At 63.2% G+C, this 20,626-nt stretch carries 20 protein-coding genes and 1 pseudogene; 13 read left to right on the top strand and 8 right to left on the bottom strand.

Features of this window, described 5'->3' with window-relative positions; all coding sequences use genetic code 11:
• Nucleotides 1-222 precede the first annotated feature (222 nt).
• A complete protein-coding gene (gene purM, locus AC6CIG_RS10935; RefSeq protein WP_437408861.1) occupies nt 223-1,293 on the top strand; it encodes a phosphoribosylformylglycinamidine cyclo-ligase in 1,071 nt (356 codons plus the stop codon).
• Nucleotides 1,290-1,952: a phosphoribosylglycinamide formyltransferase gene (purN, locus tag AC6CIG_RS10930; protein ID WP_275596496.1), complete on the top strand. Its 663-nt coding sequence runs from the start codon at nt 1,290-1,292 to the stop codon at nt 1,950-1,952. Before purM ends, purN begins: the two co-directional genes overlap by 4 nt.
• Nucleotides 1,953-1,962: 10 nt before the next feature.
• Here the strand turns inward: purN and AC6CIG_RS10925 are convergent, their stop codons facing one another.
• From AC6CIG_RS10925 to AC6CIG_RS10910, 4 genes are all read right to left on the bottom strand, one after another.
• Nucleotides 1,963-3,345 carry a virulence factor gene (locus AC6CIG_RS10925; protein ID WP_437408860.1) on the bottom strand — a complete coding sequence of 461 codons (1,383 nt, stop codon included), beginning with the start codon at nt 3,343-3,345 and terminating at the stop codon, nt 1,963-1,965.
• On the bottom strand, nt 3,342-5,948 hold the full coding sequence (gene mprF, locus AC6CIG_RS10920) for a bifunctional lysylphosphatidylglycerol flippase/synthetase MprF (protein WP_437408859.1): 2,607 nt from the start codon (nt 5,946-5,948) through the stop codon (nt 3,342-3,344). Before mprF ends, AC6CIG_RS10925 begins: the two co-directional genes overlap by 4 nt.
• Nucleotides 5,949-6,052: 104 nt before the next feature.
• On the bottom strand, nt 6,053-6,649 hold the full coding sequence (locus AC6CIG_RS10915) for an NUDIX domain-containing protein (RefSeq protein WP_018094695.1): 597 nt from the start codon (nt 6,647-6,649) through the stop codon (nt 6,053-6,055).
• Between the two features lie 129 nt (nt 6,650-6,778).
• The gene (locus AC6CIG_RS10910) at nt 6,779-8,911 is read right to left on the bottom strand and encodes a molybdopterin-containing oxidoreductase family protein (protein WP_437408858.1); all 2,133 of its coding nucleotides are present in this window, start codon (nt 8,909-8,911) and stop codon (nt 6,779-6,781) included.
• 68 nt (nt 8,912-8,979) lie between these two features.
• On the opposite strand from AC6CIG_RS10910, the gene AC6CIG_RS10905 reads away from it, so the two are divergent.
• From AC6CIG_RS10905 to AC6CIG_RS10890, 4 genes are read left to right on the top strand one after another with little or no spacing between them, the layout of a single operon-like run.
• Nucleotides 8,980-9,849 (top strand): 23S rRNA (adenine(2030)-N(6))-methyltransferase RlmJ, encoded by an 870-nt coding sequence (locus tag AC6CIG_RS10905; RefSeq protein WP_127709385.1) that lies wholly within the window; start codon nt 8,980-8,982, stop codon nt 9,847-9,849.
• A 51-nt stretch (nt 9,850-9,900) separates the two neighbouring features.
• Complete coding sequence (locus tag AC6CIG_RS10900) at nt 9,901-10,344, top strand: hypothetical protein (protein WP_018094692.1); 444 nt, start codon at nt 9,901-9,903, stop codon at nt 10,342-10,344.
• A gap of 55 nt (nt 10,345-10,399) precedes the next feature.
• Nucleotides 10,400-11,158: a ribonuclease T2 family protein gene (locus tag AC6CIG_RS10895; RefSeq protein ID WP_437408857.1), complete on the top strand. Its 759-nt coding sequence runs from the start codon at nt 10,400-10,402 to the stop codon at nt 11,156-11,158.
• 14 nt (nt 11,159-11,172) lie between these two features.
• Nucleotides 11,173-11,763, top strand: a complete 591-nt coding sequence (locus tag AC6CIG_RS10890) for a glutathione S-transferase (RefSeq protein WP_437408856.1) — start codon at nt 11,173-11,175, stop codon at nt 11,761-11,763.
• A gap of 164 nt (nt 11,764-11,927) precedes the next feature.
• Here the strand turns inward: AC6CIG_RS10890 and AC6CIG_RS10885 are convergent, their stop codons facing one another.
• Nucleotides 11,928-12,566: an outer membrane protein gene (locus AC6CIG_RS10885; protein WP_018094689.1), complete on the bottom strand. Its 639-nt coding sequence runs from the start codon at nt 12,564-12,566 to the stop codon at nt 11,928-11,930.
• A 362-nt stretch (nt 12,567-12,928) separates the two neighbouring features.
• On the opposite strand from AC6CIG_RS10885, the gene AC6CIG_RS10880 reads away from it, so the two are divergent.
• The 5 genes from AC6CIG_RS10880 (at nt 12,929) to AC6CIG_RS10860 (ending at nt 17,265) form a co-directional block, all read left to right on the top strand.
• Complete coding sequence (locus AC6CIG_RS10880; RefSeq protein ID WP_018094688.1) at nt 12,929-13,693, top strand: SDR family oxidoreductase; 765 nt, start codon at nt 12,929-12,931, stop codon at nt 13,691-13,693.
• Entirely contained in the window at nt 13,690-15,714 is a 2,025-nt protein-coding gene (gene uvrC, locus AC6CIG_RS10875) for an excinuclease ABC subunit UvrC (RefSeq protein ID WP_437408855.1), read from the top strand. Before AC6CIG_RS10880 ends, uvrC begins: the two co-directional genes overlap by 4 nt.
• Before the next feature lie 234 nt (nt 15,715-15,948).
• Nucleotides 15,949-16,536 carry a CDP-diacylglycerol--glycerol-3-phosphate 3-phosphatidyltransferase gene (gene pgsA / locus AC6CIG_RS10870; protein ID WP_003531610.1) on the top strand — a complete coding sequence of 196 codons (588 nt, stop codon included), beginning with the start codon at nt 15,949-15,951 and terminating at the stop codon, nt 16,534-16,536.
• Nucleotides 16,533-16,793 (top strand): molybdopterin converting factor subunit 1, encoded by a 261-nt coding sequence (gene moaD / locus AC6CIG_RS10865; RefSeq protein WP_379942488.1) that lies wholly within the window; start codon nt 16,533-16,535, stop codon nt 16,791-16,793. The genes pgsA and moaD overlap by 4 nt, the downstream gene beginning before the upstream one ends.
• A 4-nt stretch (nt 16,794-16,797) precedes the next feature.
• Nucleotides 16,798-17,265 (top strand): molybdenum cofactor biosynthesis protein MoaE, encoded by a 468-nt coding sequence (locus tag AC6CIG_RS10860; RefSeq protein ID WP_437408854.1) that lies wholly within the window; start codon nt 16,798-16,800, stop codon nt 17,263-17,265.
• 19 nt (nt 17,266-17,284) lie between these two features.
• On the opposite strand, the pseudogene AC6CIG_RS10855 reads toward AC6CIG_RS10860, so the two are convergent.
• Nucleotides 17,285-18,181: pseudogene (locus tag AC6CIG_RS10855) on the bottom strand (branched-chain amino acid ABC transporter permease).
• A gap of 68 nt (nt 18,182-18,249) precedes the next feature.
• Here AC6CIG_RS10855 and AC6CIG_RS10850 point away from each other — a divergent pair.
• Both AC6CIG_RS10850 and AC6CIG_RS10845 read left to right on the top strand, forming a co-directional pair.
• Nucleotides 18,250-18,810, top strand: coding sequence for a CGNR zinc finger domain-containing protein (locus AC6CIG_RS10850; protein ID WP_018094683.1), 561 nt, complete (start codon nt 18,250-18,252; stop codon nt 18,808-18,810).
• On the top strand, nt 18,807-19,310 hold the full coding sequence (locus tag AC6CIG_RS10845; protein WP_018094682.1) for a hypothetical protein: 504 nt from the start codon (nt 18,807-18,809) through the stop codon (nt 19,308-19,310). The genes AC6CIG_RS10850 and AC6CIG_RS10845 overlap by 4 nt, the downstream gene beginning before the upstream one ends.
• Nucleotides 19,311-19,362: 52 nt before the next feature.
• Here AC6CIG_RS10845 and ndk read toward each other — a convergent pair whose 3' ends face one another.
• Both ndk and AC6CIG_RS10835 read right to left on the bottom strand, forming a co-directional pair.
• Entirely contained in the window at nt 19,363-19,785 is a 423-nt protein-coding gene (ndk, locus tag AC6CIG_RS10840; RefSeq protein WP_003531616.1) for a nucleoside-diphosphate kinase, read from the bottom strand.
• Nucleotides 19,786-19,887: 102 nt separating this feature from the next.
• Complete coding sequence (locus AC6CIG_RS10835) at nt 19,888-20,577, bottom strand: glutathione S-transferase family protein (RefSeq protein WP_437408853.1); 690 nt, start codon at nt 20,575-20,577, stop codon at nt 19,888-19,890.
• Nucleotides 20,578-20,626: the final 49 nt, after the last annotated feature.

Genomic DNA, 20,626 nt, shown 5'->3' with positions numbered 1-20,626 from the left:
CACCGCACCTTCCGCGTCGTTCGTTCGCACGAGATAGGGCTTGGGGCGCGCCAAGGTCAAGTCCGGCGGCGCTCACGGGACAAACGGCCTGTGACCGGCAGAAGGCGCTGACCACAGGCAGATTCACGAAAAAAGCAGGATCGGGCGCGCCTCTGCGCTTGCACTCCTCGCTTCTCCGTGCCAATCGCATCCGCAATCAGCGACGAGCCTTGGAGAGCGAGCATGAGCCAGTCGGGAAAGAACGGCCTCACCTACAGCGACGCAGGTGTCGATATCGATGCCGGCAACCTGCTGGTCGAGAAGATCAAGCCGCATGTCCGCTCGACCCGGCGCCCCGGCGCCGATGGCGAGATCGGCGGGTTCGGCGGCCTTTTCGACCTGAAGGCCGCCGGTTTCAGCGATCCGGTCCTCGTCGCCGCCAATGACGGCGTCGGCACGAAGCTCAAGATCGCGATCGACGCCGACAAGCACGACACGGTCGGCATCGACCTCGTCGCCATGTGCGTGAACGATCTCGTGGTGCAGGGCGCCGAACCGCTGTTCTTCCTCGACTACTTCGCGACCGGCAAGCTCGATCCCGACCAGGGCGCCGCGATTGTCGCGGGAATTGCCGCCGGCTGCCGCGAGGCCGGCTGCGCGTTGATCGGCGGCGAGACGGCCGAGATGCCGGGCATGTATTCCGGCGGCGACTACGACCTTGCCGGTTTTGCCGTCGGCGCGGCCGAGCGCGGGCAGCTTCTGCCTGCCGGCGACATCGCCGAAGGCGACGTCATCCTCGGGCTTGCCTCCTCGGGCGTGCACTCGAACGGCTATTCGCTGGTGCGCAAGATCGTTTCGCTCTCGGGTCTTGCCTGGGATGCTCCGGCACCTTTCGGCGAAGGCACTCTCGCCGACCTCCTGATGACTCCGACGCGCATCTATGTGAAACCGCTCCTGAAGGCGATCCGCGGGACGGGTGCGATCAAGGCACTGGCCCACATCACCGGCGGCGGCTTCCCCGAGAATATTCCGCGGGTGCTGCCGAAGCATCTTGCCGCCGAGATCGACCTCGGCGCCATCAAGCCGCCGGCCGTCTTCTCGTGGCTCGCAAAGACCGGCGGCGTTGCCGCCAACGAGATGCTGCGCACCTTCAATTGCGGCGTCGGCATGATCGCCGTGGTTCCGGCGAGCGAAGCGGAAAAAGTTGCGGTCGTGCTTGCCGGCGAAGGCGAAACGGTCTTCACGCTCGGCCGCATGGTCGCACGCGCCGAGGGCACACCCGGCACGATCTACAAGGGCAATCTCGCCATATGAGCTTGATGACCGGCAAGAAGAAGGTCGTCGTGTTCATTTCCGGCGGCGGCTCCAACATGATCGCGCTGGCGAAGGCTGCCGCCGCGCCGGATTTTCCGGCCGAGATCATTGCGGTGATCGCCGACAAGGCGGATGCCGGTGGCCTCGACAAGGCGGCCGGGCTCGGCATTCCGACCTTCGCCTTCGTTCGCAAGGATTTTGCGAGCAAGGAAGCGCACGAGGGAGCAATCCTGGCCGAGCTCGACCGCCTCCAGCCGGACGTGATCTGTCTCGCGGGCTATATGCGCCTTCTTTCTGCGGCCTTCATCCAGCGCTACGAGGGCCGGATCCTCAACATCCACCCGTCACTGCTTCCGCTCTTCCCAGGGCTCCACACGCACCGCAGGGCGATCGACGCCGGGATGAGGATCGCAGGCTGCACCGTGCACTTCGTGACGGAGGGTATGGACGACGGGCCGATCGTCGCCCAGGCGGCCGTACCGGTCGTTTCCGGCGACACGGCGGATACCCTCGCCGCCCGCGTCCTTACCGTCGAGCACAAGACCTATCCGATGGCGCTTCGGCTCGTGGCTGAAGGCAAGGTTCGGATGGAAGCCGGCCGGGTGGTAAGCCATGCCGTCGGCGAGGCAACGGGTACGCTCATTTCCCCCGTCATCTGACGCAAGCGGGTCACCTTCCCATCGCCAGCCGCCGGTCGAGCGCATCAAGCACGCGTCGTGTCAAAGCGGCATAATCGCCATCGAAATGATGGCCACCCTGGATGGGAACCACCTCGATACCGGAGGATTTCAGATCCGGGCAAGCGTCGTCCTCCTCGTCGGTGCCGTAGATGCACTGAACGAGTGGCGGCTCGATCGCCTTGATGTCGTCGACCGGGTCGCCGGCATTCCCCTCCCCGTCAGCGCCGAGCCAGCCAAGGACGGAGATCTTGTAGTCGGCGCGATGCGACAGTGCCATGAGCGTGACCTGCCGTATGCGTGCGCGGGTCGCGGGCGCAAGCAGGTTGTATGTGCGCGGCAGGATGTCGGCGCCGAAGGAATAGCCGATCAGCACTACGTTGCGGACGTTCCACCGCTTGCCGTAATAGGTGATGACACGGGCGAGATCGTCCGCCGTCGCCTGCGGCTGTCGCTCCGACCAGAAATAGCGCAGCGAATCCACCCCGACGACGGGCACGCCCTGCTGCTGCAGGGCATTGCCGACCTCCTTGTCGATGTCGCGCCAGCCACCATCGCCGGAATAGATCACCGCCATGGTATCGCGCGTTGGCTTCGCATCGAGAACGGTCAGGGGGAGCCCGAACGGGTTGTTCCCGTCGTCCTCCTGCTGGATGTACCCGGCGAGCGTGCCGGAGAGTGCGGCATAGACGTCTTCGTCGCTCGCCTGGACTTCGACGTCCGGATGCTTGGCTGCGAGAGCGGCAACGTGCTCGCGCCCGGCGGGCGACGCGGACGGCGAAAAGATTACGGTTACCGGGTCGGGTAAGGCGCCATCGGTCAGGCCGTAGACCATACCATCGCCTTTTCGAATTTTTTCGGCCGGAGTGCAGAGCTGCTTCGTCAGGGCGATACCCTCTTCGGGATCGACCGCGAGCGTCCGGCCGATGGTCGCTGCGGGCGACTGTGCGGCGATTGCCAGCGCCATGGCGCCGCCGGCGCCGACGCCGGCGACGATCGGCGGCCGATAGGCGCCGCTGCCGGCCGCGCGCTGCACCTGCTGACTCAAGGATTCGATGTCCGAAACGGTGTAGACGCAGTCCCCGTCATCCCTTGCAAGGGCTGCCAGATAGGCCTTGAGGTCGATGCCGATGACGAGCGCTTTCTCGCTCGAAAGCTTTCGGGCCACGGCATCCTCCCTCTCAGTCCAGCCGCCGGCGTCCGAAAGCAGCACCACGGCGCCGGAAGGCGCCTCTTTCGGGAACAGGATGTGCGGTGCGGGGATCATGCCGGTGTCGAACTTTGCCGAGTCTTCGGCAAAGGACGGAAGGGATGCAGTGCCGGCAATCAGGGCCGCCAGGGCTGCACGTTTCAATATCCTTTTAATGGGGGTCATTTCCCGATCACTCCCTTCAGACCGCCGCCGATCAGGAATGTCGCATCCATCAGCGCCAGGATCGGGTTGAAGCCGCCGCTCGCCACCAGGTAGCGCGGTTGCCACTGCGGGTGAAACTTGGACTTGAAGGCACGCAGTCCCTTGAAGTTGTAGAAGCGCTCGCCGTGCTCGTAAAATGCCCGGCCGGCGCGGTCCCATACGGGCGCCAGCCGCCGCTCCGACATTCCCGACAGCGGTGCCATTCCGAGATTGAAGCGCCGATAGCCCTCGTTTTTCAGATATTCCATCAGTTGCGTGAACAGGAAATCCATCGTCCCTTTCGGCGCCTCGGGCGAGAAACGCATGAGGTCGACCGAGCCCTCCTCCTTCGTGCCGGTGATCAGAATATTGGAGAAGGCCACGATGCGACCCTGCCATTTGAGGATCGCAACAGGCTGCGCCGTCAGATATCGCGGATCGAAGGCGCCGAGGGAAAAGCCCTTTTCCCGCGCATTGTGGTGGGCGAGCCAAGCATCGGAAACCGCCTCGAGCTCCGGAAGGATCGCCGATACCTCCGCAGGCGCGACGACCGAGAACTCCAGCCCGTCGCGAAGGCCACGGCTCACCTGCTGGCGCAGGTTTGCCCATTTGCCGCCCTTCATCTCGAAGCGCGTGAGATCGACCTCGGCAAGTTCGCCGAGGCGGAAGGCTCTCAAGCCCGCATCCGCGTAATGGGCAAGCCCGCGGGCCGAGACCTGGTAGAAGACGGCCCGGCAACCATTGGAGCGCGCCGCCTCGATGAACTGCCAGATCAGGTCCGGCCAGGCATCCACGGGCCCGACCGGATCGAACAACGCAATCCAGGAACGCGCCCAGCGGCCATACATGATGAAGGCCCGGCCGTCGGCGGAGAACATGATGCTCTTGTCACCCATGCGCACGAGGTTGGCATCGGACATGTCCTGCGCGTCGACGATGGCGATCGCCCGTTCCATCTCCTGCCTGCAGGCGGGGGCAACCGCCGCAGCGGCCGGGCGCATCAGGCTCCAGGTCGCTACAGCACTTGCGCCGATCGTCACTCCCAGAAGGGCGCGGAGCCCGCGCGGCGCCTCGGCGGAAAATTCGAACTGCCACCAGAGCTCATGGCTATATGCGACGTCGCGATAGACGAAGAGCAGGACGACGAATGCGCCGAAACAGATGACGCCGAGCGCGGTAAGCCACGGCAGCGTCAGCGCCTGTCCGAAAAGCGAGGCGGGACGGTTGAAGAGCCGCCGACTCGCGAGCAGCCCGACAAGGAGGAAGGCGAGCATGCCAGCTTCCCCGAGCGCCACCGCCTTCACCAGGGAAAGCAGGATTGCGGCCAGCGCGATCGCGATCGATGCCCACCAGGCGCCGTCGAGACGCAGCGCCAGCCCCCGCGCGACGATGAACAGCGCCAGCCCCAACAGGCTCGCCAGGAAATGCGCCCCTTCAATGATCGGGAGGGGCACGTAATTCGCAAGAAAGTCCAGGTTCTCGTCCGGGGTCGGCGTCACCCCCGAGAGCACCAGCATCAGGGCGAGGACGAGCGCCAGCGTGGCAAGCAGAAGCGGCGTCATCCGGCCGCCGGCACGGCGAAGGCTGGAGGCCGCCGGATGGCCCGCCAACTGGCGGAGTTCGATGCCGGTCATCACGACGATGGCGATGAGCAAGGGCAACAGATGGTAGATGACGCGGTAGAGGACGAGTGCACCGAGCACCGCATCGACGCCGGCTGCGCGGCCCAGGCTCGCAACGATCACCGCTTCAAAAACGCCGAGCCCCGCCGGCACGTGGCTGAGCACGCCGAGGCCGACCGCCACGGCGTAGATCGCCAGGAAGGCGGGCCAGCTCACCGTTCCGGCGGGCAAAAGGACATAGAGGACGCTCGCAGACGCAGCGAGATCGAGCGCCGTCACGAGGAACTGGCGCGACGATGTCCGTGAGTCCGGCAGACGCAGGACGAGGCGGCCGATGCGGACCTCGCGACCGCTGCGGGCGGCGACCAGCACCGCCAGCAAGCCGGCAAGGACGAAGGCGGCGATTGCCCGCAGCCATGCCGCATCGATCCCGGTCAACGGCGCCACGTATTCGCCAACGGCAAGCAGGCTCAGGCATGTGACCGTCGCGAGCCCCAATCCGAAGGCGAGCGTGACGAAGGCGATGATACGGGCGATCTCCTCCGGTTCCAGTCCAAGGCGCGAATAGGACCGATAGCGGATTGCGCCGCCGCTCAGCGGACCGAAGCCCGCCGTGTTGCCGACCGCATAGGCGCAGGCGGCGGTAAGCGCGACGGCGGGATAAGGGAGCTTGCGTTCGATGTAGTCGAGCGCGCTGACGTCATAGAAGGTGAGTGCGAGGAAGCTCAGGCCCGTAAACAGGATCGCCGTTCCCACCGATCGCCGGCTCGTATCCGACAGCGCCGACACGACATCGTCATATTGCACCTCGGCCGTCAGGTGAAAGATCGCCGCCCCGAAGAACGCGATCACGAGGAGTGTGCCTAGCGCGGAGAGATAGCGCTGGTTGCGCTTCAGAAAGTGCATCCATGCGCCCCGCGGCCGCTGGTCTTTCTCTTCAAACTCTTCAGAGGAGGACGCCATTGGATCGCCCGTGTCGTTGAAGGAGACGACAAGGACTTACCGCAGCGCAGCGCGATCAAACAGTGAAATATCGGTAATGTAGAATATTGCAGAGTATCAGGCGATTACTTGGCCAGAGAGGCACGGTTGAGCATAGCCCACTGCAGAAGCATGATGGTTTTCGCGTCGCAGATCTCGCCGGTGCCGATCCCCGCGACGGCTTCGTCGAAGGAAATTTCCAACACCTCGATGTCCTCGCCTTCATGCGCAAGCCCGCCGCCCGCCGCCACCTTCTTCGATATATCGATGAGACCGAGGAAGAAGCTCGTGCGCTCCGTAATGGAGCCGGGGCTCATATAGGCATCGAAGAGATGCATAGCCGTCTCGATGCGGTAGCCGGTTTCCTCCATCGCCTCGCGGCAAATGGCGACCTCCGGCGCTTCGCCGTCGAGGAGGCCCGCCGGCGCTTCGAGGAGATATCCCTTTTCCCCCTGCAGGAAAACCGGCAGGCGCAGCTGGCGGACGAGAACCACCACCTGCCGCTCCGGGTCGAAGAGGAGGATCGTTGCGGCGCGACCGTGGTCGTGGACTTCACGCACGAGGCGCGCGGTGCTGCCGTCGGACATTTCCTGCTCGATCGTGATTTGCTCGAGATTGATGAAGCCATCCCAGACCGTCTTGCGATCGATGATCCGGAAGCGCGGGTCTGCGTTTTTGATCATAAGAAATCCTTGTTCGATCGCCCTGTGCTCGTCACAGGGATCCAGCCGGACCAAGTCCTTGGGCTGAATTAACTCTGCCCGCCCCGCAGACGAGGGGGCATAAAGACATCGTGATCTGGAGAGCGGCGGTCAGGTCCGCCGCATCCAGACCCGGTTGTCGTGGAATGCAGCGCCGCCATAGGGTGCCACGGCATCGGCACCGGTCAAGACGTTGATCCCCTCCCCGTCCAAATGGGCGCCATTGGGCCAAAGCCCTTCGGCGATGACGACGCCGCGACGGGCACCCCCTCCGATCTTCGCGTGCAGGCGAATTTCACCACGCCCGTTGCCAAGCCTCACGACGTCGCCCTCGGCGATACCGAGTTCGGCCGCATCCTCCGCATGGATCATGACTTCCGGCCGGCCTTCCTTCTGGATCGAGGACGGGGTTTCGGCAAAGGTGGAGTTGAGGAAGGACCGCGCCGGCGACGTCGCCAGCCGGAACGGATGCCGCTCGTCGGCTACCTCGATGAGGTCGACATGATCTGGGAACTCGGGAAGTTCACCGTGCGGCCCCTGAACCCCCATCGCCTTCGGTGGCCGGTTCGGCGCGGGCGTACCGGTCCAATCCGCCTTGAAGCGGAACCTGCCGTCCGGATGCGCGAAACCGTTGAGGAAATGCGCCTCCTCGAAAGCCGGCTGGCAATCGAGCCATTTCCGCTCCTTCATCTCGTCGTAGCCGATGCCGTAATTGGCGAGCAATCGATCGATATGCTGGCGTTCCGTCATCCCGAAGCCGGGACAGTCTGCGACGCCGAGACGCTTTGCCAGCTCTTCGATGACGAAAAGATTGGTGCGCACGGTCGGCGGCGGCTCGACGACTTTCGGCCCGAGCAGAACATGCTGGTGTCCACCACCGCGATAAAGGTCGTCGTGCTCGAGGAACATGGTGGCCGGCAGGACGATGTCCGCGAGTTGCGCGGTGTCCGTCATGAATTGCTCGTGCACGGCGACGAAGACGTCGTCGCGCAGAAAGCCGCGCTTCACCAGCCGCTGCTCCGGCGCGACATTGACCGGGTTGGTGTTCTGGATGAGCAATGCCGTCACAGGACCGCGATGGCGAAGCGCCTCGGCGTCTCCGGTCAGCACGCGGCCGATCTGCGACTGGTCGAGCATGCGCACATCCGGATCGTGAAGGGCGCTGCCGACGAGCTCGCGCTTGTCCAGCCGGAAAATGTCGTTGTTCGAATGGAAGGCACCGCCGCCCTCGTGCTTCCAGGAGCCGAGCACCGTGGCAACGGAGGCTGCGGCATGGATCGCGACGGAACCGTTGCGCTGGCGGGTGAAGCCGTAGCCGAGACGGAAATAGGTCCGCGGCGTCGTCCCGACGAGTCTCGCGAAAGCTTCGATCTCCTCCACCGAAAGCCCGGTGATCGCGGAAGCCCATTCCGGTCCGCGCGTCTTCAGATGCGCTTCGAGCCCCGCGGGATCGTCGGCGAATTCAGCCATATAGGCGCGGTCCGCATGACCGTCGCGGAAGGCGACGTGCATGACGGCGCAGGCGAGCGCCGCGTCGGTGCCCGGCTTCAGGACCAGCCCCATATCGGCCTGCTTGATCGTCGGATTGTCGTAGACGTCGATGACGACGATCTTGGCGCCGCGCTCCTTTCGCGCCTTGACCGCGTGGGTCATCACGTTGACCTGCGTCGCAACCGCATTGGTGCCCCAGATCACGACGCAATCGGACTTGGCCATCTCTCTTGGGTCCGGCCCGCGCAGGGTACCGGTCGCCATGGTGTAGCCGGTCCAGGCCATATTGGTGCAGATGGACCCGAAGAAGCCGGAATAGCGCTTGGCGTGGCGCAGCCGCTCGATGGAGTCGCGTTGCACCTGCCCCATCGTGCCGGCATAGAAATAGGGCCAAACCGCCTCCGAGCCGTGTCTCTGCTCGGCTTTGACGAACTGGTTGGCAATCTCGTCCAGGGCCGTCTCCCAGGAAATCTCCTGCCAACGCCCGTCGCCCTTCGCACCGAGCCGGCGTTGCGGCACCATCAGCCGGCCGGGATGATAGATGCGCTCTGCATAGCGGGCGACCTTGGCGCAGATCACCCCCGCCGTATAGGTGTTTTCCGCCGCTCCGCGTACGCGGCCGATCCGGCCGTCGGCGGTGAGGTCGACCTCCAGAGCGCAAGCCGAGGGACAGTCGTGCGGACAGACCGAATGGCCGATGGTTTTTTCTTGTCTGATAGGGGTCGCAACGTTCATGGCTTTTCTATATGGCATGGCCAGGGACGCTCAAAGCCCCATTCGCCATTCATCGAAACAATTGATCGCGGCCATCGGCAACGCTTATGAACTACCGGCACATCTACCACGCGGGCAACTTCGCCGATGTCCTGAAGCACGCGGTGCTGGCACGGCTCGTCACCTATCTGAAGCAGAAGGACAAGGCCTTCCGCGTGCTGGACACCCATGCGGGGATCGGCGTTTACGACCTTTCGAGCGAGGAAGCGCAGAAGACCGGCGAATGGCGCGAGGGCATCGGAAGGCTGATCGAGGCAGAGCTTCCCGCCCCGGTCGCCGCCATTCTCGAACCGTATCTTTCCGCCGTTCGCGACCTTAACCCCGGGGGCGGCCTCATGCATTATCCGGGGTCGCCGAAGCTCGCTCGCATGTTGTTTCGCCCGCAGGACCGGCTGTCGGCCATGGAACTTCATCCGGAGGATCACGAGGCGCTGCACCGGCTCTTCGAAGGTGATTTCCAGAGCCGCATCACCCGGCTCGACGGCTGGCTGGCGCTGGGCGCACATCTGCCGCCGAAGGAAAAGCGCGGCCTCGTTCTCGTCGATCCTCCCTTCGAAGCCGAAGGCGAGTATGAGCGGCTGGTGGACGGGCTGGCCAAGGCATACCGCCGCTTCACCGGCGGCATCTACTGTCTCTGGTATCCGCTGAAGAAGGGCGCGCCGATCAGGGATTTTCATGAGTCGCTCAAGGCTTTGGAAATCCCGAAGATGCTTTGCGCCGAACTGTCGGTGCGCAGCGATCGCGTTACCACGGGACTCGCGGGGTCCGGCCTCGTCATCGTCAACCCGCCCTTCACGCTGAAAGGTGAACTCGACATTCTCCTACCCTATCTGAAGACACAACTCGCCCAGGATCGTTTCGCTTCGGGGCGTTGCTTCTGGCTGCGCGGCGAGGCGCCGCTCGATCGAGGGCCTTGACGGATAAGGTTCTGTGGCTTCAATCTCTTACGACGACTCAGGGAGGTAGCCATGACTTGCAAGCTTGCCGCAATGCTTCTCACCTCGCTTTCCCTCGTTGCCGGCGTGACCAGCAGCGCGGCCGCCGCAGACTTTGCGGAAGTTCCCGTTGCCCGGCATACCTACGACGTCGGCGTTTGCGGCAACCCCTCCGTCCTGGGTTTCATTACCCGGCGCTTCGACTACAAGGCGGCGAACTATCTGCGCGCCAACATCGCCATCGCCGAGATCCGTGAAATGGGTCAGAGCCGCTTCGAACCGCGCGATTACACCCATCTGGTGGAACGCGAATATTGCTACGCGACCGCGGTGACCACGGACGGCGTTCGGCGCCCGATGTGGTATCTGATCGAACGGCCATGGGGCTTTGCCGGCGTCGGGTCCAATATCGAGTTCTGCGTCGGGGGTCTCGACCCATGGTATGTCTACGGCGCCAACTGCGCTTCGCTTCGGTGATCGCAGCACCTAACGCATGTCGCCCAAAAGTGCGCAGCGGTTTTGGGACAACGACATGCATCGGTACGAAAAGCTGAAGCGCATCTCACGAACTCGATCGAATGCGACGCCTTTCAGCCTGTTGCCGGCAATCGTCGTCCTTGGCACGCTTCTCGGCTGTAGCGGTGAAGAAGGCAGCCAGACTGCCCCGAACGCCTCGGATGATTTGGCGAGACGTGCGTCAATGGCGCCTGTGCCCGTCGGCACGGGCTTCGACTTCTATGTGCTTTCCCTCTCCTGGTCGCCGACCTGGTGCGACGCCAACGATCCGAAAGGCAAGTCCGACCAGTGTGAGACCGGCCGCGGACATGGCCTGATCGTACACGGGCTCTGGCCGCAGAACGAAGGCAGCTATCCGGAATATTGCCGGACGCGGCACTCGGATCGCGTGCCCGAATCGCTCGGACGGCAATATTTCGACCTCATCCCCTCGATGGGCCTTATCGGCCATCAGTGGCGCAAGCACGGCACCTGTTCCGGCCTCAGCCAGAGAGATTATTTCGCGGTCACGCGGGCCGCGCATGAGAGGCTCGCCATTCCCTCGGAATTGACGGCTGCGGACGGCGCGGAGAACCTCTCCGTCCAGGCGATCGAAGCGGCCTTCAAGAAGAAGAATTCCGGGATGACGAGCGAGTCGATCGCTGTTACCTGCGAAGGAAGGTTACTCGAAGAAATCAGGATCTGCTTCGACAAGGAACTGAAATTCAGGGCTTGCCCTCAAGTCGACCGACAGGCCTGCAGACGAGACACCGTCTCGTTGCCTCCAGCACCATGATGGAAAGACATCGCATGAAGATACTCTACTCGCCCGCCTCCCCCTATTCGAACAAGGTCCGCATGGCGGCTCATCATGCCGGAATCGCGGCGGAAAGCGTTCTCACGGAAACCAATGCCAATCCGCCGCAGCTGATCGACAACAATCCGCTCGGAAAGATTCCGACGCTGATCACCGACGACGGCCTGGCAATCTACGACAGCCGCTCGATCATGCATTTCATCGATCGCGAAACCGGGGGCAAGCTCTATCCGAAGAATCACGAGAAGCGTACCCGGATCGAGATCTTCGAGGCACTTTGCGACGGCATTTGCGACAGCCTGCTCGCGATCGTCTACGAGAAACGCTTCCATCCGCCTGAAAAGGTGCACCAGCCCTGGATCGACCGGCAATGGGAAAAGGTGGAACGGGGCCTCGACTACCTCGAAGCAAACCTGCCCAAGACCGGAGGGAAGCTCAATGCCGGTCATTTCGCACTCGCCGCCACGCTGCGCTACATCGAACTGCGCTTCGCCGGCGAATGGCAGAAGGGCCGGCCCAAGCTCAAGAACTGGCCTGCCAAATTCGAGAAGCACTTCCCGGATTATTCGAAGTTCAAGGCTTGAGCATCGCGAAGCTTGCTCTTGCTTGCATCGCCCCTCATCCGGCCTGCCGGCCACCTTCTCCCCGCAAGCGGGGCGAAGGAGACTCGTGGCGCGCGCCGCAGGATGCGGCTCAAAACAAAAAAGGCCGGGGGTGAGCCCGGCCTTTTTCGATCGCGTTGGACGGATCAGAACTTGACGCCCATACCGAGTTTGACGCTGTGCTCGTCGTAGCCGGACGAGATCGTCGAACCGCCGGCGCGGAAGTCCTTGGAGCCGTAATCCGTGTAGCGGTATTCGGCACGCGCGGTGATGTTGTCGGTGACGAAGGTTTCGGCGCCGACGCCTGCGGTCCAGCCGACAAGAGTCTTGTCGTCGGAGCCTGCCGGAGTCGAAAGCTTGGCATTGCCGAGTGCGACACCGGCCGTGCCGTATACGAGAACCGGGTTCAGGTCGACACCGACGCGACCGCGGACCGAGCCGTTGACACCCTGCTTGACGCGGCGGCCGCTGGAGCGGGCGTCGTTGCCGGTGTAGTTTACGTCGGCTTCACCGCCATAAACCATCTGACCGTCCTGAACGTTGTAGCCGCCATAGAGACCGCCGCCGAAACCGACCGACTTATTGTTGCCGGTTGCATCGGCCTCGCCATGGTGCCAGTCGATGGTGCCGCCGACATAGGCGCCGGACCAGTTGCGCACCGCCGGTTCGGTATATTCGGCAGCCGGAGCAGCCGGAACTTCGTCGACCACGTCAGCGGCGTGGGCGGCCTGGAAAGCAACGAGGGCCATGGCCGAGGCCATGAGGGTGGTGGTGAGCGTACGCATACTATTCTCCTTTCGAACCGGCGTTCCGTTTTAGGTGTTTCCCGGCGGAACACCGGACATCTGCAATTAACCCGCCCGGTTGACCCGAAATTGATCAGGAAATGAGGAATCTCAAGAGCCAAAATGTGAAATTTTAGTGGCGGCAACGCGACCGAAAAGCGATGTTGCAGCGCAGACACAGGAGTTTTATTAACCATGACTCAAGATTAACGAAATATATACTATAGCAATACAAACTAATGCAAATTACGGCTTCCACGTTAATTTTTCAGAAATGAATCCTCCGGCGAGAGTTTCGGCGAGCGTTTCCAGTCTATATCTTCTGCCACTCGGCATCAGGATTCGAAGAACGGGACGAAACGTTGAAAAGGACACTCAAGGCGGCGCTCGTTACCGGCGGCGCCCGACGCATCGGCAGGGCAATAGTCGAGGATCTGGCGGCGCACGGTTTCGCGCTCGCCATTCACGCGAACGGATCGTTCGCAGAAGCGGAGGCGCTCGCCGGGAAGCTGGGACAGACCGGCGCGAGGGCGGTCGCACTCAGAGCCGATCTTACCGAAGCCGGCGCCGCCTCCGGGCTCATCGCCGAGGCAACGGCCCTGCTCGGTCCGCTGGATCTCCTCGTCAACAACGCCTCGGTGTTCAACAAGGACAGCCTCGCCGAGTTCGACGAAGCGGTATGGGAGCGGCACTTCGCGCTGCATGTCAAAGCCCCCTCCCTGCTCGCCCGCGATTTTGCCCTGCAGCGGCCGGCCGACGTCTCCGGTCTCATCGTCAATGTGATCGATCAGCGCGTCTGGTCTCCAAATCCGCGCTTTTATTCCTATATGTTGTCGAAGTCGGCGCTGTGGACGGCAACTCAGACGATGGCCCAGGCGCTCGCCCCCGACATTCGCGTCAACGGCATCGGACCCGGGCCGACGCTGCCGAACGAGCGACAGGATCCGCGTGATTTCGAGGCGCAGGTCGAGGCGCTGATTCTCAGGCGCGGTCCGGCGCTCGATGAATTCGGACGTGCGATCCGCTTCCTTTTCGACACGCCGTCGGTTACCGGACAGATGATTGCACTCGACGGCGGCCAGCACCTTGCCTGGGAGACGCCGGATATTCGGGAGATAGTGGAATGAACGGGCAGACGCCCACCGATGGCGGCATCCTTTACGACGCCACGGAGACGGACGACGAAGACGATCTGGTCGAAGTGACCGAGCCCGAACGGCCGGCGCCGGCAATAGGATGGGCGGAGAGCCTGCCGGACGCGGCGGGCCTCAAGGGAGCCGAACTCATCCAGGCCTTCGTCAAGCGCCTGCCGAACGGGCCCGGCGTCTACCGGATGCTCAACGAGGCCGGCGACGTGCTCTATGTCGGCAAGGCCCGCAGCCTGAAGAAGCGGGTGAGCAACTATGCGCAGGGGCGCGGCCACTCCAACCGCATCGCGCGCATGGTTCGCGAGACCGCACATATGGAATTCGTGACGACGCGGACGGAGATCGAGGCGCTGCTGCTCGAAGCGAACCTCATCAAGCGCCTGCGCCCGCGCTTCAACGTGCTTCTGCGCGACGACAAGTCCTTCCCCTATATCGTCGTCACCGGCGATACGCGTGCGCCGGCGCTCTACAAGCATCGCGGCGCGCGCAGCCGCAAAGGCGACTATTTCGGCCCCTTCGCCTCGGCCGGAGCAGTCGGACGCACGATCAATTCGCTGCAACGCGCCTTTCTTCTCAGAACCTGCACGGACAGTGTCTTCGAAACACGCACGCGCCCCTGTCTGCTTTACCAGATCAAGCGTTGTTCCGCGCCGTGCACGAACGAGATCAGCGATGCGGACTACGCGGAACTGGTCAGCGAAGCCAAGGACTTTCTCTCCGGCAAGAGCCAGGCGGTGAAGGCGACCATTGCCTCCGCCATGGCCGAGGCTTCGGAAAACCTGGATTTCGAGCGTGCCGCGCTTTACCGCGACCGGCTGGCCGCGCTGAGCCACGTCCAGAGCCACCAGGGCATCAATCCGGCCGGCGTCGAGGAAGCGGACGTCTTCGCCATTCATCACGAAGGCGGCATCTCCTGCATCCAGGTGTTCTTCTTCCGGACGGGGCAGAACTGGGGCAATCGCGCCTATTTTCCGAAAGCCGACCCTTCGATTCCCCCCGCCGAGGTGCTCAGCGCGTTTCTTGCCCAGTTTTACGACGACAAGCCCTGTCCGCGGCAGGTCCTGCTCTGCGCCCCCGTGGAGGAACAGGAACTGCTTGCACAGGCGCTCAGCGAGAAATCCGGGTACAAGGTCTCGATCCTCGTGCCGCAGCGCGGAGAGAAGAAGGATCTCGTCGAGCATGCGCTCGCAAACGCCCGCGAGGCGCATGGCCGCAAGCTCGCCGAAACCGCTTCGCAGGGGCGCCTGCTCGAAGGTTTTGCCGCAACCTTCCAACTCCCTTACGTGCCGCGCCGCATCGAGATCTACGACAACTCGCATATCATGGGCACCAATGCGGTGGGCGGCATGGTGGTCGCCGGCCCGGAGGGCTTCGTCAAAGGCCAGTACCGAAAGTTCAACATCAAATCGACCGACATCACGCCGGGCGACGATTTCGGCATGATGCGCGAGGTCATGACGCGGCGCTTCTCCCGACTCCTGAAAGAGGAGGGCAAGCCGGATCGGTCCGCAGAGCCGGGTGAGGATGCCGGTTTCCCCGCGTGGCCCGACGTCATCCTGATCGATGGCGGCCAAGGACAGATGACCGCGGTTCGTGCGATTCTCAAGGAACTCGGCATAGAGGATAGCGTGACGGCGATCGGCGTGGCCAAGGGCGTCGACCGCGACGCCGGCCGCGAACGTTTCTTCGCCGAAGGCCGGGAAAGCTTTACTCTGCCGCCGCGCGACCCGGTCCTCTATTTCATCCAGCGCCTGCGCGACGAAGCGCACCGCTTCGCGATCGGCTCGCATCGGGCTCGCCGGAAAAAGGAAATGGTCAAGAATCCGCTCGACGAGATCGCAGGAATCGGCCCGACACGCAAACGCGCGCTCCTCACCCATTTCGGAACCGCCAAGGCAGTCTCCCGCGCTGGCATCAACGACCTGATGTCGGTAAACGGCATTTCCGAAACGGTCGCCCGTATCGTCTACGAGCATTTCCACGAAGACGCCGCCAAATGACGGCGCGGCGCGGTTCAGCCTGCATTCAGGCGAAATCCGCCAATTATGACAGGCGTCACGCAATGATCTGTTGACCTTATGGTCGCAAAGTCATTCTGTACAGCTGAACCCGGAGGGGATGAGGAAAGGCATTCGGCGTTTCCGCCCGCATCCCGCTTCGACCACTAGAATCGATCGCGCCGAGACCCCAGATGGCGGGAAATGAGGACTGTCGTGTCCAGAGAAACCGAATCCATGCCAACGCCCATAGCCTATAGCATCCCGAATCTGCTGACCTATTTCCGCATCCTGATCGTGCCGCTGATCGTCTTCTGCTTCTTCATCGAGGGCCGGCTTCACAGCTCGGACTTCGCGCGCTGGACCGCGCTTATTCTCTTTGTCGCGGCTTCGATCACAGACTTTTTCGACGGCTATCTCGCCCGCATATGGAAGCAGACCTCCAATATCGGCCGCATGCTCGACCCGATCGCGGACAAGCTGCTGGTCGCCTCGATCCTGCTGCTCGTGGCCGCCGACGGGACGATCGCCGGCTGGTCGATCTGGGCTGCCATCATCATCCTCTGCCGCGAGATACTGGTTTCCGGTCTGCGCGAATATCTTGCAGCTCTCAAGGTCAGCGTTCCGGTGACGCGGGTTGCCAAATGGAAGACGACGATCCAGATGGTGGCGATCGCGTTCCTGCTCGCCGGTCCGGCCGGCGACAAGATCGTGCCCTATGTGACGGAAGCCGGTATCCTGCTTCTGTGGATCGCCGCGGCCATCACACTCTATACCGGCTACGACTATTTCCGCGCCGGCCTGAAACATGTGGTCAACGAATGAGCACGGTAAACCTCGTCTATTTCTCCTGGGTTCGCGAACGCATCGGCAGGCCGGAAGAAACACTGGACCTGCCGGAGGATGTCGTCACGATCGCCGATCTGCTTGGCCATCTGAAGACCCGCGGCGAGGAGTATGCCGCGGTGTTCGAGCACGCGAACGTCATCCGCGCGGCGATCAACCAGGAACATGTGGAGCACGGCGAGCCGATCGCCGGCGCCCGCGAGATCGCCCTCTTCCCACCGATGACGGGCGGCTGAGATCATGGCTGCCCCGGTCACCGTGCGCGTCCAGCGCGACGACTTCGACATCGCCGCCGAAGTCTCGGCGCTTTGCCGTGGGCGGACTGACATCGGTGCGGTGGTCACGTTTGCGGGGCTGTGCCGGGACGAGGCCGGAGCCCTCGGCGCCCTCGAGCTCGAGCACTATCCCGGCATGGCGGAGGCGGAGATCGAACGGATATGCCAGGAAGCGGTCGAGCGCTTCGGCCTGCAGGCCGCAACCGCCATCCATCGCTTCGGCCGCATGGAGCCGGGAGCGAACATCGTCCTGGTGGTAACCGCCTCGCCGCACCGGCAGGCGGCATTCGATGGCGCGAATTTCATCATGGATTTCCTGAAGACCTCGGCCCCCTTCTGGAAGAAGGAACATCGCACCGACGGCAGCGCAGGCGATTGGGTCAGCGCGAAGGATGCGGACGACGCGGCGCGCGATCGCTGGACGCGTCGCTGATCTCACACCGCCTAGCGGTTCATGGAATGATCTTTTCCCGGCGCGTGATCACGAGCACGATCACCAGAAAGCCGAATATGGCGAAGTCCCGCCAGAGGATGGGTCCATAGGCGCTCCACAAGGTCTCCATGAGGCCGATGCCGGCTGCGCCCAGTGCCGCGAATAGCGGCGAAGCCTGCCCGCCGATGGCCGCGATGAACAGGACCTTGACCCCGAAGGTCAGGCCGGTGCCGAAATCCATGTTGCCGTAATAGGAAGCAGCGAGAATCCCGCAGAACGCAGCGATCAGCGACGCCACGCCGTAGGCGGCGACATAGACCACGCCGGGATCGATACCGCAAAGCGCGGCGGCCTTGCGATCCTCGGAAACGGCACGCCAGTAGCGGCCGGCGTAGGAACGGGTCAACAGCCAATGGCCGCCGCCGACAAGGGCCACCATGAGCGCGGTATTGACGAGTTGTACGACCGTCAGCGCGACCGGAAAGGCGGGATTGGGCCAGAACACCACCACGTCGTTCAGGAAGGGCGGCAGCCAGAGGCTTCTGGTGTCGGAGGCGAGCCGGGCTGTTTCCATCAACACCAGCAGGCTTCCGAGCGAGGCGACGACCACCGCGTTGGCGGAGGAAAAAGCCAGGGGCCTCATGACGTAGCGGCCGGCAACAAGGCCGGCGCCGAGCCCGAATGCGAGCGCCGCTGCCGCCCCCAGCGCGAGCGCCGCCGGCAGTACCAGTCACAGCCGGCTCCAGCCGACATCGGCGAAGAGCACGAAGATTTGCCCTGCAAAGGCGAAGAGTGCGCCATAGGTCAGATCCGCCCGGCGTGTGACGGCAAAGGCGATGGCGTATCCGAAGGCGAGCGCCGCATAAAGCGCGGCCACGGGCACGGCATTGGCGATCTGCTGCAGGAAATAGGCCATGGCACATCCGCGTGATGACAAGCGTACTATAACTGGTAAAATAGCTTTTACCAGTTAGGACTTTTCGCATGAGCTTCACCTGGACCGCACATCGATTCTCCGGCGGCGCGCTCGCACTGGACGTCGCCAATTCCGTGGTCCTGCGCTTCGACGCGGAGCGCCGGATCGATCGCTTCGACGATCCGGCGGCGATCGACAGCTTCGCCGAGGCCGCAAATCTCTACGGCGCCGAACGGAGCCGTTTCGGCACGCTCGTCCCGGCAAAATCAGTGCGCCGAAACGCATTCATTGGACTGCGCGAGGCGACCGACCGCCATTTCCGCGCGCTGGTGCGGACTGAGGATCGGCCGGACCTCCTGGCCGATCTGCTCGAGGCGATCGCCACCGTCCTGCGTCAACCCGCGGACACGGGCAAAGGCACGCCGCTCGATGTGGCCACGGCGCATTCGGCACTTGGTCTCATTGCCGGACCGGAGAGGGAACGCCTCAAAATCTGCCCCAACTGCGCGTGGCTGTTTCTCGACCGCAGCCGCAACCGAAGCCGGACGTGGTGCGACATGGCGGTTTGCGGCAACCGCACGAAGGCCAGGCGTCATTATCGCCGCAGCAGGGAGGAACCGAAGCCATGAAGAGAGCCATGATATCCGCTCTGCTCGCCGCAGCGGTCGCTGCCGGCTGTCAACGCGAAAGCGGCAGGGATCCGCTCGAACTGACCGGCAAGATGTTCGTGTTCAACTATCGGCTGGCCTATGCGACCTATATGGTCACCCTCAACAAGACGGAGCCGGTTCCGGATGGGAGCACTGTCGTCGCAACCTTCGAAAACCCTGCCGGCGGCAATCCGCTGACCCTTGAACGGCGGCTTTTCCCGAAGCTGAACAAGGTGGTGCTGGAAAGTCCGGACATCACCTGCGTGAAGAAGCAGAGACCCTATGCCGTGACCATCGAGGTCAAAGGGCCGGACGGGACATCGCTTCAGAGATTGGAGACGACTGTCATTTCGGACATCGATCAGGACGTGATGCCGGCGAAACCCCTTGTCGAAGGTCCGGCCTACGACAAGAACCCGGAGGTCTTCAAGGACGGCAAGGCGCCGGCGCGCTTCGAGACCGCCAGTTGCCCGACGTAAAAAGCCGGAGCGTCGCCGCCCCGGCTCGAAAGTCACGTCTCTGCTTTATCGCTCAGCCGACGATCTCGGTGCCGGAGAACCAGTAGGCGATTTCCTCGGCAGCCGTCTCCGGGGCATCGGAACCGTGAACCGAGTTTTCGCCGATCGAAAGAGCGTGGACCTTGCGGATCGTGCCCTCGGCGGCGTTAGCCGGGTTGGTAGCGCCCATGACTTCACGGTTCTTGGCAATGGCGTTCTCGCCTTCGAGAACCTGGACCACGGTCGGGCCGGAGGACATGAATTCGACGAGCTCGCCGAAGAACGGGCGCTCCTTGTGGACGGCATAGAAGCCTTCGGCTTCGCGGCGGCTCATCCAGACGCGCTTCGAGGCGACGACGCGAAGGCCGGCATCCTCCAGCATCTTGGTGATGGCGCCGGTCAGGTTGCGCTTCGTCGCATCCGGCTTGATCATCGAAAAGGTACGTTCAATCGCCATTGGCTCAATTTCCCTTGCTCTTGAGAAGTGGCGGTTCATTAGCCGCCAATTCCGCGCAAAACAAGGGGGCGCGGCGATGATTCGCCCCCTCGCGCTGTAGTTTCACGCCGCTGTCACGCTGCGGCCCAAGCCGTCGTGAAGGTCGAGGCAGCGCTCGAACCAGTCGGTGACGACGTCGCCTGCGGCAAGCAGGCGGCGTGGCGAAGCGATACGCGCCCATTGCAGCGCGCCAAAGACGATATAATCGGCAAATAGCGGCCCGTCGCCGCCGAGGAACGGCTGAAACTTCAGCATGTGGCGGAGCGGTTCGAGCTTCGCCGAGAAGCTTTCGAGGTCTCCACGCCCGGCCTCGGCAACCGCCTCCAGCGGCCTTCCGAAGCGCTCCTCGCGGCTCGCCCGGAAATAAGCCCGGTCGATCGGGTCGAGGCTGTCATGAATGTCCATGATCGCGATACGTCCGATCGCGGGATGCAAAACCGTTTGCGACCAGCCCTCGACGAAGCGAGCCATGGCCTTTCCGCCTTCGCCGGAAAACAGCGGGGGACGATCGGGATAGGCCTCTTCGAGATAGAGAGCGATATCGAAGCTGTCGCTGACGAGTTTCTCCCCGTCGCGCAGCAGGGGAACGATCTTCGTCGCCCCCTGCTCCAGCCTCGGAATCTCGGTGAAGCCGACGGGCGCGATGTCGAAGGCTAGGCCCTTGTGCGCGAGCGATAGCTTCGTCTTCCACACATGCGGCGAAAAGGGGCGGCTCCTGTCGGTTCCGGAGAGTGCATAGAGTTTGCGTGTCATTCAGGCTCCTGTATTTCGCTACTGAGGCACATAAGGGGAGCACCGCTTG

This window comes from Sinorhizobium sp. GQ132 (genome assembly GCF_059758575.1).
This window is presented reverse-complemented; position numbering and strand designations above follow the sequence as displayed.